The sequence below is a fragment of the Methylobacterium sp. yr668 genome, from assembly GCF_900116245.1.
Taxonomy (GTDB): domain Bacteria; phylum Pseudomonadota; class Alphaproteobacteria; order Rhizobiales; family Beijerinckiaceae; genus Methylobacterium.
This window is the reverse complement of record NZ_FOZY01000032.1, coordinates 1-14,137: the sequence shown is the minus strand read 5'-3', so window position 1 is coordinate 14,137 and position 14,137 is coordinate 1. Positions and strand designations below refer to the sequence as shown.

Annotated in this window: 17 protein-coding genes; 2 read left to right on the top strand and 15 right to left on the bottom strand. The window is 66.0% G+C overall.

Annotation, left to right across the window (positions count from 1 at the left end; all coding sequences use genetic code 11):
- Positions 1-105: 105 nt before the first annotated feature.
- The 15 genes from BM419_RS26440 to BM419_RS26370 form a co-directional block, all read right to left on the bottom strand.
- Entirely contained in the window at positions 106-1,095 is a 990-nt protein-coding gene (locus tag BM419_RS26440) for a phosphatase PAP2 family protein (protein ID WP_091928162.1), read from the bottom strand.
- 268 nt (positions 1,096-1,363) lie between these two features.
- Positions 1,364-2,305, bottom strand: a complete 942-nt coding sequence (locus tag BM419_RS26435) for a class I SAM-dependent methyltransferase (RefSeq protein ID WP_091928193.1) — start codon at positions 2,303-2,305, stop codon at positions 1,364-1,366.
- A 14-nt stretch (positions 2,306-2,319) separates the two neighbouring features.
- Entirely contained in the window at positions 2,320-2,817 is a 498-nt protein-coding gene (locus tag BM419_RS26430) for a hypothetical protein (protein WP_139257125.1), read from the bottom strand.
- 585 nt (positions 2,818-3,402) lie between these two features.
- Complete coding sequence (locus BM419_RS26425) at positions 3,403-5,655, bottom strand: DNA polymerase family A protein (RefSeq protein ID WP_091928160.1); 2,253 nt, start codon at positions 5,653-5,655, stop codon at positions 3,403-3,405.
- Positions 5,655-5,996 carry a hypothetical protein gene (locus BM419_RS26420; protein ID WP_091928159.1) on the bottom strand — a complete coding sequence of 114 codons (342 nt, stop codon included), beginning with the start codon at positions 5,994-5,996 and terminating at the stop codon, positions 5,655-5,657. The genes BM419_RS26425 and BM419_RS26420 overlap by 1 nt, the downstream gene beginning before the upstream one ends.
- A gap of 173 nt (positions 5,997-6,169) precedes the next feature.
- Positions 6,170-6,457, bottom strand: a complete 288-nt coding sequence (locus tag BM419_RS26415) for a DUF2312 domain-containing protein (protein ID WP_091928158.1) — start codon at positions 6,455-6,457, stop codon at positions 6,170-6,172.
- On the bottom strand, positions 6,450-6,893 hold the full coding sequence (locus tag BM419_RS26410; RefSeq protein WP_139257124.1) for a hypothetical protein: 444 nt from the start codon (positions 6,891-6,893) through the stop codon (positions 6,450-6,452). Before BM419_RS26410 ends, BM419_RS26415 begins: the two co-directional genes overlap by 8 nt.
- A gap of 66 nt (positions 6,894-6,959) precedes the next feature.
- The gene (locus tag BM419_RS26405) at positions 6,960-7,580 is read right to left on the bottom strand and encodes an ssDNA-binding protein (RefSeq protein WP_091928156.1); all 621 of its coding nucleotides are present in this window, start codon (positions 7,578-7,580) and stop codon (positions 6,960-6,962) included.
- An 11-nt stretch (positions 7,581-7,591) separates the two neighbouring features.
- Positions 7,592-8,863 carry a DUF2800 domain-containing protein gene (locus BM419_RS26400; protein ID WP_091928155.1) on the bottom strand — a complete coding sequence of 424 codons (1,272 nt, stop codon included), beginning with the start codon at positions 8,861-8,863 and terminating at the stop codon, positions 7,592-7,594.
- Positions 8,863-9,402, bottom strand: coding sequence for a hypothetical protein (locus tag BM419_RS26395; protein WP_091928154.1), 540 nt, complete (start codon positions 9,400-9,402; stop codon positions 8,863-8,865). The genes BM419_RS26400 and BM419_RS26395 overlap by 1 nt, the downstream gene beginning before the upstream one ends.
- Entirely contained in the window at positions 9,399-10,697 is a 1,299-nt protein-coding gene (locus tag BM419_RS26390; protein WP_091928153.1) for an SNF2-related protein, read from the bottom strand. Before BM419_RS26390 ends, BM419_RS26395 begins: the two co-directional genes overlap by 4 nt.
- On the bottom strand, positions 10,697-11,044 hold the full coding sequence (locus BM419_RS26385; RefSeq protein WP_139257123.1) for a hypothetical protein: 348 nt from the start codon (positions 11,042-11,044) through the stop codon (positions 10,697-10,699). The genes BM419_RS26390 and BM419_RS26385 overlap by 1 nt, the downstream gene beginning before the upstream one ends.
- Positions 11,028-11,432 carry a RuvC family protein gene (locus BM419_RS32075; protein WP_139257122.1) on the bottom strand — a complete coding sequence of 135 codons (405 nt, stop codon included), beginning with the start codon at positions 11,430-11,432 and terminating at the stop codon, positions 11,028-11,030. Before BM419_RS32075 ends, BM419_RS26385 begins: the two co-directional genes overlap by 17 nt.
- A gap of 77 nt (positions 11,433-11,509) precedes the next feature.
- Positions 11,510-11,833 carry a hypothetical protein gene (locus BM419_RS26375; protein ID WP_091928150.1) on the bottom strand — a complete coding sequence of 108 codons (324 nt, stop codon included), beginning with the start codon at positions 11,831-11,833 and terminating at the stop codon, positions 11,510-11,512.
- Between the two features lie 75 nt (positions 11,834-11,908).
- On the bottom strand, positions 11,909-12,133 hold the full coding sequence (locus tag BM419_RS26370) for a hypothetical protein (protein ID WP_091928149.1): 225 nt from the start codon (positions 12,131-12,133) through the stop codon (positions 11,909-11,911).
- A 129-nt stretch (positions 12,134-12,262) separates the two neighbouring features.
- Between BM419_RS26370 and BM419_RS26365 the strand changes: the two genes are divergently transcribed.
- Together BM419_RS26365 and BM419_RS26355 are read left to right on the top strand one after the other, a co-directional pair.
- On the top strand, positions 12,263-12,730 hold the full coding sequence (locus BM419_RS26365; protein WP_091928148.1) for a helix-turn-helix domain-containing protein: 468 nt from the start codon (positions 12,263-12,265) through the stop codon (positions 12,728-12,730).
- Between the two features lie 234 nt (positions 12,731-12,964).
- The gene (locus BM419_RS26355) at positions 12,965-13,963 is read left to right on the top strand and encodes a tyrosine-type recombinase/integrase (RefSeq protein ID WP_175556379.1); all 999 of its coding nucleotides are present in this window, start codon (positions 12,965-12,967) and stop codon (positions 13,961-13,963) included.
- The last annotated feature ends 174 nt before the right edge of the window (positions 13,964-14,137 follow it).

Here is a 14,137-nt window from a genome sequence, read left to right as displayed (position 1 = left end):
CCCGTGTGATCGCTCGCGGTGTCCGCGATGAATGGTTTTGCGATGGCCCGCTTCTGAGCGCCAAGAGCATCGGGGCGAACGTTAACGTTCGGCCCAATATCGATCCTAAGCTATCTCTGGAGATCCTGCGTCTCTCTGGACGTTGGAACGTGAGATTGGCTTTATGCGGTCCAGGAGCGTGTACCCGAGGTCTGAACCTCGCACGGCCAGCAGGATCGAGCACGTGGCGACGAAGAAGCCCGCCACCACATCTGCGACGTAGTGGCCGCCACATCCCACGGTGGCAATGGAGACCGTACCGTTCAACACCGCGGCGGGACAGCGCGCCGGCCGCCAAGCCCAGAATGCCCAAGTTGCCAAAACCGCCGACGCAGCGTGGAAGCTCGGGAATGAGACGATGCCCAACTTCGGTACGCCAATTAGATCGCGCAGTGCCCCTGATCTGAGGGCGTCGTAGGTCGCGATATCCGTTGCAGCGAACGGCCAACCGGGCAAATTCCTTAGCGCCGGGTCGAGGATGGCGACGATGCCGCGGGTCGGCAACAAGATGCTGAGCGCTGAGGTGAGAATAATTGCTATGGCAAAGGCGCACAGATAGCGGTCGAGATGCCTGATACGCCCCATCATCAGACACAGGACGATTATCAGGATCGTCTGGGGTATCATAGTGTTGTAGACGATACCCAGCGCCCACGTGACATCTGGATGCGCGTTGAGCCATCTCATCCATACGGTGTGATCGAAGCCAATAGATAGATCGAAGGCATGGATAACGTCATCGGCCAGTGGCAACCCGAACGCTTGCGCCTGCCAGGGAAGGATCAGCGTCAAGTCGAGGACGACAACGACGACCGCAAAGACATCGAACGGGATAGTCAGCCATGGTCTCGCCCGGAGGACAGGCAAAAACCGCAGTGTGACGCATAGCGCGATTAGCACTAAAACCGATCCAGGATCTGTGGCCTGCGTCTTAAATTTGAAGTACCGGGACATGCCCTCGACCAGGCAAGCTCCGGCGAGACATAGGGCCGCCGTGAAAGGCGACAGCGAAACAACGCGCATTACCTTCGTCTTTACTGCTTCGACGCTCGCCATGCCGGGAAGCCTCCGTCCAAGGCATCAAGCCCGATGCGAGTTAAGATCGCTTCAAGCGCCCGCCGGCATGTCGCTGCGCCGACGTCGGCCAAGCACATCTCCTGTGCGAACCCGCCCAGGGTACGTCGGCCCCCCACTTGCATCCCAAGCTGATGTCGCAAAGCAACCGACTTACGTCCGGTTTGTGGAAATCCTGATACGCCTCAGGCCGCCCACTATGGGTCGCAAGCAGCCCTTGCAGCGGTTGCTACGCATCCCATTCGAATCACTACGCTCGGCGCTGCCACCAGCGGCGTCGAGGCCGCGGCGGCGGTGGCGGCTGGCTGGCGACGTAGAGCGGCGCGCCCTCGATCTGGCGTGTCTGCTCAGCGATCTCGATCAGGACCTGATCCATCAACGCCCGGCGTCGGGCCTGTAGCTCGGGCAGACCGAGCTTCCGGAAGCCGGGGCGCATCCGCACCAGAAATTCGGTGTCGGGGCGCTCGACCAGCTCGTCGACTTCAAGATCGATGTAGCCGGTCTGCCCCAGCTCCAGCATCATCAGGCGGAAGCTCGACGGGACGAAGATCCAGTTGTGGGCGTCGACGTAGTCGTTGTTGAATCTCAGCGACAGCGTGATCGGTAGATCGTCCAGGCCTTTGATGATCTCGACCGGACGGGTATCGGTATCGAACCAAGCCGGCATGCCGCCTTTCAGAACGGTCCGAATCGAATACTCGATATGGGTGCGCAGCTCGTGCCGATCTCGGCGCTCCTCGAACGCGACGACTGCATCGGCCGTCGAGGATGGCTGCCGGTAGAAGTCGAAGCACTTCCGCTTGTCCGGCACGGCCAGGATGACAAGGCCGTCCGGGCGCACAACGGTCCGCGCCGCCTGTAGGAACGTGACGATATCGGGCGTATGCTCGATAACGTGCGACGCGATGAAGGCGTCGAACGTGCCGCGCTGGTCTTCCGGCAGAGCATCCGCCAACGATCCGCCGCGCCAGATGAAGTCGACTTCCTCGATAACGTCGATCGCCTTGGCGTGGATCTCATACTTCGCGACGAGATCTTGGCGCGAGGCGTGGTCGATTATGAACGTGTTCCAGCCGTCGCGCTTGGGCACCAGCGGGTTGTAGCTGGGCCCGACCTCGACGAGCTTGCTGGACTTTGAGAGCCCGGCGAGCAGGAACGCTCGCCGGTCCGCAGGGTGGATCTCGTCGGCCATCGGACCGTCACCCACTACAGCTTCCCGCGCCACCAGCGCTTCTTCCCGGCCGGGACGACCGTGTCTGGCGGCGCCGGCACGGCAGACACCAGCACGCTCGGGAACGGATCCTCCAGCTTCGAGGCGTCGAAGCGTCTGGCCGCGTCCGTCCCCCGTCTGATCGCGATGATCGACGGACGGGTGGCGAGCTGCGTGCCGCCCTCGGCGTCATGGTGCTCAGCACGCGCGAGCGTGTAATGCACGTCGAAGCCGAGATTGTCGAAGATCTTGTTGTAGAGGCCGCGCGACAGGTGCCACCAGACGTAGTTGATCGCGCTGTTGTCCAGCGGTGTGATCGGCCGCATCATCAGGTCGTCTACCGGAACAACGTCGGTGAACGGGATCAGTACGGCTTCGCGCGCGAGGCGAGCCCAGGCTCCGATCGCGTATACGGGCTCCGACAGGTGCTCGACGATCGCGCCGGCCATGACCACGTCGAACATCTGCTCCGGCCACTCATACAGCTCGGGCATGGGCGCGTACACGCAGCGGGCTTTGCTGTTGTACTTATGCCACGCGTGCCACCAGGAGTTCTTTATTGGGATTAGGTTGTGGGTCGTCCACGTATCTTTGAATTGTCGGATGTCCCTGTATGACAGGCTGTCTGAAAAAGGGACGTGCCTAAACTCGTCGGTCGAAGCTGCATCCAAGCCCGTGACTTGCGCACCGGCCTTCTCAGCATTGAAGGCCAGGAAGCCAGACGCTGTGCCTACATCCAGGACAGACTTACCCTGGAGATCGTAACCGCCGATGTACTGACTAAAGTCAGCAATAGTCCAGCTACCACGGACAGTGTCACCGTCCGGGAACTTCATGGTGTGATACCAATACGAGCGCTCGTTCAGAGCGTTAGCCCAAGGCGTTTCGTATCTGGGACCTTCACTCATCTCAGCAGAACCTATGGCTGAGACGCCACACTGGCGCCATAACGGCGCTATCACGGCCCCGTTATGTCTGTCGATCAGGTTATTTAATAGGCGTGAGGTTGACAGGGGCGCCTGCCCATGTGCGCAGCATAAGTGTCAGATGTGGGCAAACGGCACACAGCCTTATGACGTCTAGTCTTTTCTGTAGCGTTTGCCGCGCCATCCGCCAGCAGTCAGCGGCAGACCGCGAGCCCATCCCGGCAATTCACAGATCGCCTTCTCGAACCACGCGAGATCGCCCCAGCCTCGGGGCACCTCCGTGATGATCTCGTCGTGGACGTGCCCGACCACGGGGTAGCCGGCGCGCTCAGCGATCTCGATCCCGTTGTCCAGGAGATCGAGCGCGATGGCCTGGACCACGTTCTCGAAGATCAGGCCGCCGTAGAGCGCGTAGCGGATCAGCCGGCGGGTCTGGCTGTCGACGCCCAGGCAGGTCACGACCGGGCGCTTCTCGCGCAGCTCCGGCGTCAGGGCCTTGTCGGCCCATGGCACCTCCACCTCGCGGATCGAGGGCGCCCCGTAGGCGAGGCACCGGCCGGACGGCAGCAGGCACCAGAGGAAGCCCCGGGCGACCAGGAACGACACCTTGAGCGCCTGGACCTTCGTGCCGGGCGACACGACCGCCTCGCGCGCCGCGGCCTCCAGCTCCTTCCAGCTCGCGACGATCGCCGGGTGCGTGGCGCGCCAGCCGACCTTCACCAGCTCGGCGCCCATCCACTCCTCCCGGGTGAGCTGCTTCGTCAGCAGCTCGCCGCGCTCCAGGCACTCCTCGTAGCGCTTGAGCACCTTCTCGCGGCGCTCCGGGTCCGCGGCCTCCCACGCGGGGCCGAAGATGGGCCCGAGCTTGAGCGAGTAGTTCCGGGCCATGCTCCGGAAGGCGCCGACGCCGCCCTGGTAGCCCAGGCTCAGCTCGGACACCTTGCCGACCTGCCGGCGCTTGTCCTTCTTCATCAGCAGATCCGTGGTCGTGTTGAAGATGCCGGCCGCGGCCCGCCGGTACATATCGGGCAGGCTCGGGTCGGCGATCAGGTCGAATAGCGCCTTGACCTTCCACTCCTCGCCGGCAAACCACGCCTGGATTGCGCCCTCGATACCGCTGTAGTCCGCAGCGAGCAGCTCCTTGCCCGGGTCGGCCCAGATGAAGCCGCGAATGCTGTCCGAGAGCAGCGGGAGCGGCTTGCCCAGCTCCTCGCCGTAGAGCATCTCCAGCCACTCGACGTTCGCCTTCCGGATCGCCTCGAACAGGTCGCGCGGGTCGAGGTGCGCGTCGTCGAACACCTTGCGGGGCCGCGGCAGGTTGTGGACCTGGGCGCCCGTCGAGCTGTAGCGGCCGGTGCCGGCGGCCCGGAACAGAAAGGCGCCCCGGATGCGGCCGTCCTGGCCGGCGCGGGACAGGAAGGCCTTGATCTTGGCCGTGGAGGCCTTGGCGTAGTCGCGGCGCAGCTCCAGCGCCTTCCGGACCAGCGGCGGCAGGTCTTCCCGCTCCAGCAGGTCGTCCATGTCGGCCTTGCCCAGGCTGGCGATCTCCTCGCCCCTCCCTTCCGGCAGCACGCCGTCGAAGAACTCCAGGGCCGCTTTCATCGCCGGGCCCTGGCCGAGCCGGACGGCGCACCAGTCCTTAAGCTTGGCGACCTGGGAGCAGGCCTCGACCTCCCCTTCCGTCAGGTGCCGCATCTCGCGATCCAGCCGAAGCTTCGCCCGGTCGACCAGGAGCAGCGCGGCCTTGGCGCTCTCCACGTCGATCCGTAGGCCGCGGTCGTTGATCTGCTCGGACCGCCAGTAGGCCTCCTGGCACTCGGTCCGGAGCGGTATCATGCGCCGATCGGCCGCCTGCTCCGTCAGCACGTCCACGTCGCAGTAGTCGTGGAAGCGCTCGAAATCCTCCGGGAAGTCGGCCGGCTCGTGAAAGAGCGCCGGCATGGGCCCGCCTTGGTGGCGCTCCAGGTCGGCCTTCGTGACCTTCCGCGGTTTCGAGAAGCGGTCGATCAGGGTCTTGCCCGTCTTGTCCTTCTGGACCGACAGGTTGAGCGCCACTCCGAGCCCATCCAGGTCGCGCGGGAGCGACAGGGCGGCGGCCGTCGCGGCCGTGCAGCGGAACTGCCGGAGGCGAACCGCCGGCCAGCCGTAGCGCTTCGACAGGATCATCTGCCACAGGAGCCGCTCGAAGCCGGCGTTGTGCGCGACGATCGTCCCGCCCTTCTCGACGTGGGCGACGATGTCGTTTGGGCACGGCTCCGGCGGGCGCCAGCGGCGGACCGGGCCCCCGTCGATCGTATAGCTCGCCATCAGGGGCGCCGTCTCCGGGTGCTCCATGTAGCGGTAGACGCCCTCGACCTTGAGGTTGACGGGCGAGCGGGTCTCGAAGTCGATCTCCAGGCCGGACATCAGTCGAACAGGCCCGCGCCCTCGGGCTCGGCCGGCGCCTGCCGGTCCGCGAGCGTCATGTCCTCGCGCGGGTCGCCCTCGGTGGCGGGCTCGTCGTCGAACAGGCCGGCGGGCGCCGGAGCGCCGATCCGGGCCCAGGCCCCGAGCGCCTTCATGACCGCGTCCAGGGCGTCGGCCTCGATCTCGACGTGGAAGCCGCTGGACTTCGCGAAGCGGCTGGAGGCCTGCCACATGCGGTTGTCCGTGCCCACGCGGGTCAGGTTGAGGCTCAGCAGCCCGTTGTCGAGGGCGGCGCGGTAGGCGTCGTGGAGGTAGCCGGGGGTGTCGTCTGCATCGAACATGGCAGGCATCCTTGGTGCGGAAACAGGACCGCCCCGGCGGACCGGGGCGGGACGGGTCGATCAGCCGTGCAGGGTGACGAAGAAGGCCAGGGCGTAGCCGGCGATCATCAGGCCGGCGGCGAACACCGGGGCGCAGAAGCCGCAGCCGCCCCGGACCTTGCGAGTGGGCGCGGTCATGCGAAGAAGTTCTCCATGCCGAGCGCTTGGCAGTACAGTTCGAGTACCGCGGCCTCTTCCTGCATCTCGGAATGATCGCGCGAACGGATCCGCAAGATCTTCCGGATGGTCTTGGCGTCGAAACCGCGGCCCTTTGCTTCGGCCATGACTTCCTTCATGTCGCCCATGATGCCCGCCTTCTCCTCGGCGAGGCGCTCCAGGCGTTCGATGAAGGTGCGAAGCTCGTCGGCGGCGATGCTGTCCGAGTTGTGCCCGATCCCCGGGTCCGGCTGCCCCTTAGCCATTGGCCGCCTCCCGCTTGCGAGCGCGGGTCACAGCGGCCTTGCGGGCCGTCTCGCTGCGCTTGGCCCGGCGCTCGGCCTCCAGTCCGGCGTCGATCAGCACCTGGGCGGGGATCGCCTTCTCCGCGCGCAGGGCGGCGTCTGCGGCCGGCGCCTCGGTGCCCGGGGGCGTCCAGGCGACGAGCTGGCCGTCCATGATCTGCCGGACGCGCCGGGCGATCTCCCGGGAGCCCTGGTGGGGCTGGTAGCGGCTCCGGCTGCCGCGGCGGCCGATGACGAACCGATGGCCCTTGCGGGCCTGCCTGCGGCGCGCGGCCCGGGGCTCGCCCGAGATCAGCTCCGCGCCCGCGGTGACGGCGTTGGTGAGCGCGCCGGCCGCGGCGGCCATTCCGAGCCCAGCTCCCAGGGCGGCGACGGCGAGGGACTTCATGCGTGACATCTGAGGATCTCCTACTGCGGGGCAACGCCGGACACCATGCCCGGCGTCGCATGACGGATCAGACGATCAGGAGAACAGCGCGCCCGCGCCGTCGCCCGTGTCGGCCGCCGCGCCGCCCGTGCCGCTGTCGTCGTCCGGGATCGTCTCGAAGAACTTCGAGGGATCCTGCTGGCCGCCGCCCAGGCGCTCGCCATCCTTCGCGTGCTGGACCATGCTGATCCCGATCGAGACGCCCCTGCCCTGCTCGTCGCTCTCCCAGGTGTAGGCGTGGATGGCCGCGTAGCCGTAGCAGCCCGAGTAGAGGTGCTCGCCCTCGACCGCGGCCGTCACCTTCGGGCTCAGCAGCGCCGGCTTGAGGTTCGAGGCGCAGCGGATGAAGAACATCCCCTCCAGCTCCTTGTAGCGCTCGCCGGTCGTCTTGTTCACGCCCTGCGGGCCGTCACCGTCCAGGATCGGCTGCTTGATGACGCCGTTCTTGAGCAGGTCGACCGCCTTCTCGCCCCACTCGGCCTTGGCGGCCTGGATCACGGCCGCCTTGATCGCCGACAGGTCGGCCGACTTCGGATAGAGCAGGTTCACCTCGTACTTGAGCTTGTCCGGGTTCTTCTTGTTCGCCCGGGGCTTGTAGAGGTTCACGCGGGACAGACGGGCCAGCGGGGAGCGAAAATCTTCGGTACGGGAAGTCATATTGTGTCCTTTCAGTCGTCAATCACGTCGAATAACAGGTGAGCCTTCGGTTGGACCGGAGTGCGCACCGTCTTATCCTGCCGGACCAGGGATGTTCCGGCAGTGGGCACCGTCGAGTGTCTCTCGACGAGCTTGGCGAGATCCGGGCCGAGCGCCTTGCGTACTTGCTTAGGCGTTCTCAGCTTCGGAGCATTCTGGTATTCGCTAAGGGGCAGCTCGGCCCACTCGCACGCGGCGATCACGTCGGCCTCGGCGCCGTCGTTCCAGCGCTCGCGCCCGACCTTGGCGACGAGCTGATAGTTCGGGATCTCGACGCCGGCCTCCGCTTCCGCGTGGGCGTGGGCCCGCACGGCGTTGAGCCAGTTCTGGATCATGTCGGCCCGGTCGAGGATCTCGGCGACCTCGGCCGGCGTGAGCTTGCCGACCGTGTTCTCCTGCTCGACGCCGCTCTCATCCTTGAAGAACAGGAGCGCCTTCGACTTCGCGGCGACCGCCAGGGCCGGGCAGGACCCGGCGCACGGGCAGAACGTGCAGTGATCGCCGGGGTGCAGGAACCGCTCGGCCCACTCGTCGAAGGACCCATCCTCGGACCCGTTCGAGCCGTAGGTGTCGTCGGCCAGCTTCGCGAGCCGCATCGCCGCCAGCAGCTCGGTCGTCCAGTCGATCAGGTCGGTGACGTGGAAGGTCTCCGAGCGGATGGGCCCGTCCCGGTGCGGCGCCCGGGGCTGGACGATCGTGACCTTGACCTCCTGGATGTCGAGCCCAGGGTTGTTGAGCACGGCGCCGAGCGCGTAGGTCCGGGCCTGCTTATTGCCGAGCGCCTCGACCACGATGCCACGGCCGCCCTTGAGATCGACGACCTCCAGGAGCTGCTCGCCGTCGTGGTAGATGACGGTGTCGGCCGTGCCGCCGGCCTCGAAGGGCGGGTTGATCGCGTCGAGCTTGAAGCGCTCCTCGATCCACGTCGGTTTGAGCCCGAAGACGCCGGCCTCCATCACGTAGTCGACGTAGACCTGGGCCGTCTCGGCCATCTCCTCGTCGACCTCGATCCGGTGGCGCTTCGTCTGGATGAAGCGTCCGATCCATTCCTCGGGCTTGCGCCCGTGGCGAAGGCAGTCCTCGGACACCTCGTGGCAGGCGGTGCCCCAGGCAGCCGCCTCGCTCTCGCTGTCAGCCTGTCCGGTGCGACCGGACAGGGCAAGGCTGCCGGCGCACGCCCAGAGCCGGGCGCTTGCGCTGGCGGACCATTGCGCATGATCCCGCTGGGCGTGGCCGGCGGACATCAGGCGGCGGCCTTCGTGCGGCCGTAGGGGTTCTCGGCGATGGCCGCGCGGAGCGCCCGGGTGGCCTTCTCGATCTCCTCGTCCGGCACCTTCGAGAAGGCGGGGTATCCGATGATCTTCGGGCCGTCCTCCTGGGCCGCGGCCATGCCGTACAGCTTGGCGTACTCGCCGCCCGCGTTGCGCATGACGTTCCGATCGAACACCTCCGTTGGCTCGACCTTGGCCTCGGCGGCCTTCTCCTCGACGACCTTCTCGCTCTCGGCCGCTTCGTCGGCCGCGTCGGCGGCCTTCACCTCGGGGGCGGGCTCCGGCGGGGCGGCCGGGGCCGGCTTGTCGGCCTTTTTCCGGGTCGACTTGGCCGGCTCCTTCGCGGGCTCGGCCGTCTGGCGATTGTCGGACGACACATCAGACATGCCAGTCGCGAGCGCGGCGGCCGACGTGTCGGTGCCCCGCGACATGCCCATGCTGCCCGCCAGCGTTAAGATCTCGCGGATCGCCTCGGAAGCGTTGTCGCCGTTGATGGTGATCGAAATGCTCACTGGAGAACCTCTTTGATTGAAGCGACTTTGCGCACTAACACCGCGGTCAAGGCCTCGTCTATCGAGCCCGCGAGCGCGGCTACTCTCACCAAACACTGAGCCTTCTGGCCGTGGTTAGTGATCCGGAGCGCGGCCTGCTTCATGTCCTTCGGAGCAAAGCTTTGCTCAACGAAGATCAGGTCGCGCGAAACTGATAGGTCGATCGCCTCGCCCGCGGCGATGATCTGACCGATGAACACCTGGGAGCGGTTGTTCTGGAAAGCCTCGATCACGCCGGCCCGCTTCGCCGCCGGGGTCGAGCCGTCCAGGACGACCGGGTTGTAGGCCTTGAGCAGGCCGCGGAGCGCCTCGATCGCCCCGGTGTGCCAGCACATCAGGACGACGCGCTGCATCTTCCCGGTCTCGATCTCCTCCTTCACCAGCTCGGCGACCGCGTAGGCCTTGGCGATGCCCGTCACGCGCCGGAGCGTGCCCAGGTGGTGCTCCAGCATCTTCGTGTCGCCGGTCTCCGCGGCGTCGAGGATCTCGTCGGCCTCGGGCAGCTCGGCCAGCGCGGCCCGGATCGCGGCCGTGCCGACCGCGCCGCCGTCGAGCGCCAGGGTGGAGAAGATGGGCTCGCGGATCCCCACGTCCTGCTGGGTCCGGCGCAGGAGCAGCCCGTCGAGGCGCTGGCGCAGCTCGGCCTCGTTCTTCCCCTTCTTGACGATCGGCTTCCACTCGCCAGCCACGAACTTGTGGCGGACGACGCAGTAGCGGCCCATGAAGTCGTCGAAGCTCAGATCGCTCACCCGCTCGGGCGCCAGCGTCCGGAGCATCGGCCACAGGTCGAGCGGGCTGTTCGGCATGGGCGTGCCGGACAGACAGAATGTCCGGTCGGCCGCGTCCGCGAGCGCCATGGCCGCGACGGTCCGCTTCGCCTCGAAGCTCTTGGCGTAGTGGCTCTCGTCGAGCACGACCAGCTCGGGGCGCCAGTCGAGCAGATGGGCCTGCTGCTGCTCGTTCCCGACCGTCGACCAGCCCACGACCGCCACGTCGGTCTGCGGCTGCACGCGGCCGGCCGTGCCCATCATGACCTGGACCTCCCGCGGGAAGGCCTGCCACTCGCGCACCTCGCGGCCGAAGTTGAACCGCCCCGACGCCGTCGTGACGACCAGGACGCGCCGGGCCATCAGGAAGTCGAGCGCCAGGATCGAGGCGCCCGTCTTGCCGACGCGAGGCTCGTCGGCCAGCAGCAGGCCTCCGTTCGCGAGGAACTGGCCGCCGACGATCTGGTGCGGGAGCGGGACCGGCTGCATCAGATGCCGGCCTTCTCGATCACTTCGCCCAGGTAGGCGAACAGGGCGCCGAGCCGGCCGGTCACGTCGACCCGGACAGGTTGTCCGCCGGCCGGCACGACCAGAAGGTAGTGGCGGTCGCCGTCGCGGAACGCGGAGACCAGATCGGCCTGGAGGGTGTTGGCGGCGTAGCGGCTGGGCTCGCGCGGGGCGTCCGCGAAGGCCTCCAGGCGCAGCAGAAGCGCCTCGCGCTCGCGGGGGCTCAGCGTGCCCATCCCGGGAGCGTTGGGCTCGGACCGGCGCGCCCCGGATAAGCGGGCGTCGGCGCGGTGCGGGGCCGGCTGGGAGAAGTCAGGCAAACAGGTCATTGGCGCCCTCCTGGAGCCGTCCGTACTCAGCGATCAGCGCGGCCTCGGCGAAGTCGGGCCGGCGGACGCGGAACTCCTTCGCGAGTGCCGGCCAGCGGCGCATCGCTTCCATGCGGGCGTCGTCCTTCCCGCCCTTGATCTTGAGGGCCTTCTTCCAGACCTGCGGAGGCACCCGCGTGTGTCTGATGCGCAGGCCCATCAGCAGGTATTCCGGGGCTCCAGCGGCCCTTCCGAAGTTGAAGGCAGCAGACGCCGACTGACCATCCATCCCACCGACCTGCTCCAGATAAGCTACGTCGGGTGACAGATCAGACAGAAGGTCCATAAGGGCGAAGCCGTCGACTTCGTCCTTATCGCTCCCGCCACGCCGCACCGTGAGGCGCGGCATGTCGAAGACGCGTACAGCGTGGTTTTCCACAAGCGCTAGGGCCCCCTTCGCCCCGGGATCCACACCTAGAATGCGCATTACCCGAAGGCCTGCACGTTTAGATGTGCGACCTTTTTCCCCTCGAAAATGCCTGGAAATTTTGCACCGTTGCCCTGAACGATGCCTTCTAGGATTTCGTTCACCACTTGTTCCGTCGGAAAGTTGACAATCCGATCCTCGGTGGTGGCGTCCAAGAGGCTGATGCACATTTCGCGGAGCAAAGCATTGCGGGTGTGCGCCGCAATGCTCTGGATCTCGTCCCTAGCTTCCGCTAAGATTGGACCGGCTACCCAGGAAGTCTTCGCCATCTCAAGGATGGGCGCGAAACGCCAATAGAAAGCGCATTCCGACTGTAAGCTCACGGCTCACCTTCCTAGCTCTAGCGACACAAAACGAGAACAGCGACATATAGCGCGATTGCGCTCCTCACGGAAGCGTTAGCGATCCAGGTACGGCAGGAGACTGACAGGCTTTCCGTGCTCCAGCTCCAGCATGCCGAGTAGGACAGGAAGCCACGCGCCCGGCACCGATCCGCGTCGCCACCATTTCTCGGCGGTGTCCGCGGCCGGCGGCTCGAAGCCGTAGGCCGTGAGCAGGCTGCGCATGGTCGCGCAGTCGGGGAAGTGGGCCTTGAGGAACTTCGTGCTGTTGAACCCCGCCATTGCCTCCCCCGTCCGTTGCATCAGACAGGTAACGGACATATTGTCCGGCGTCAACGGTCGGATTTGCGCTTTCGGACAAAATGTCTTACGACGGCGTTGCGGCGCCACTGCCGCGAGGATCAGGACGTGATGATCGCGAACACAGAGGATATGTCTGGTGGGTCCGGGCATGACGAGCCCGTGCGCGAGCCCAGCTTCCAGCCGCAGGACGACAACGTCCGGAAGCACAAGCTCCACATGATCGCAGGCCGCATCGCGGAGCTGCGCCGGGATCGAGGCTGGACGCAGGCCGAACTGGCGCGCCGGGCTGGGCTCAACCGGAACGTCGTCAACACCACGGAGAACGAGACGAGCTTCCCGACCCGGGAGAACCTCGCCCGCATGGCGAGCGCGCTCGGGATCGAGCTGAACGAGCTGACGGACGTGTTCGTCATAGAGGCGCACCACCGGGCGCCGGCTGCGCTCAGCCTCACGGAAGCCAAGGGTCGGCCGGGCTACATGGCCGTCCAGATCAACCGGATGCTCAAGACGGCCACGGCGCTCAAGATATTCCAGCTCATCGCCGAAGATGACGCAGACGCTGCTGACAGAGGCTGAGATAGCCCAGAGACTGAGGTGCTCAGTCTCAAAGGTGCGAAAGCTCAGATCCGCGGGCCGCCTAGCATTTATTCCCGGCCGGCCCGTTTTAATTCGCGAGCGCGACTTTGAGCATTTTCTGGAGACTGAAAGATGTCTAAAGCGCCCGAACTCAAAAAGCACGCCAACGGGAAATTCTACATCCACTGGATCGACGGAAGACGAACTCGCCGTGCGTCGACAGGCAAGAGCGAAATGGCTTCGGCTCAGATCTACTTCGGCGAGTGGCTCATCAACGAGCAAAGGGCCGCGCGCGACCCGAAAGGGGCGGGCCTAGACTTCGCGGACGTGTGGGCCTTCTATGCGAAGGAGGCCTTGCCGAAGCTCGTCTCCGGCGAGAACACCGCGCGCAGCGGCCGGCACCTCCTGGAGGCCTTTGGCGACCTGCCGGTCGCAGACATTGGGCAAGCCCATCTCGACGACTACGTGCGCGATCGGCGCGCCGGCCGCATCGGCCGGCCGGCCAAGCTCAGCACGATCTGGCTGGAGGTGGCGAAGCTCAAGGCGGCCGTGAACTTCGCGATCAAGCGCCGGAAGCTGCCGGCGACGGCGCGCCTGGAGCTGGACAGCCTGGAGCCGCCGGAGGTGCGGGACCGCTGGCTCCGGCCGGAGGAAGTCGACAGGATCATCGCGGAGGCTGAGACCCGCCGCGAGGGCGGCCGGCTGTCCCGGGCCGAGCGCTTCCTGCACCTAGCGATCGAGACGGCGGCGCGCCGGGCCGTGATCGAGAACCTCCAGTGGGATCAGGTCGACCTAGAGGCCGGGGTCATCCACTACCACCGGCACGGCGACCTGCGCTCGAAGAAGAAGCGCCCGAGCGTGCCCATCTCGTCGCGCCTGCGGCCGATCCTGGAGCGCGCCTACAAGGAGCGCACCACGTCTTATGTGTTGGATACGTCATCCGACATCTACCATCACATCGAACGGATCGCACGGGCGGCAGACGTGAAGGGTTTCCACCCGCACCTCCTGCGGCATACCGCGGCGACCTGGATGGCGCGCCGGGGCGTCCCGCTCTGGAAGATCGCCGGCATCCTCGGGAACACGATGCAGATGGTCGAGCAGGTCTACGCGAAGCACTCGCCGGACGGGCTCGCCGATGCCGTGGAGCACATCTCGGCGGCCCGGAAGCCGGACCAAGCGGTGCGCCCAAATGTGAGCGCAAACGACGATTTGGGCGCACTTTCCGTCTGATGCGTGTCAGATAGGATCAGACGATTGCAGATTGCCGGCTCGTCTGATCCGTCTTTTCAGTGTCTTAACTGTCTGTCGTCGCACTTCTGCAAGAAGAACTACCGTCTTGTCAAGTATTTGGCAGGGTTGCGTTTTTCGCCCTGTCCGATTGTCTTGCGCGCACTCTTGGGCGCA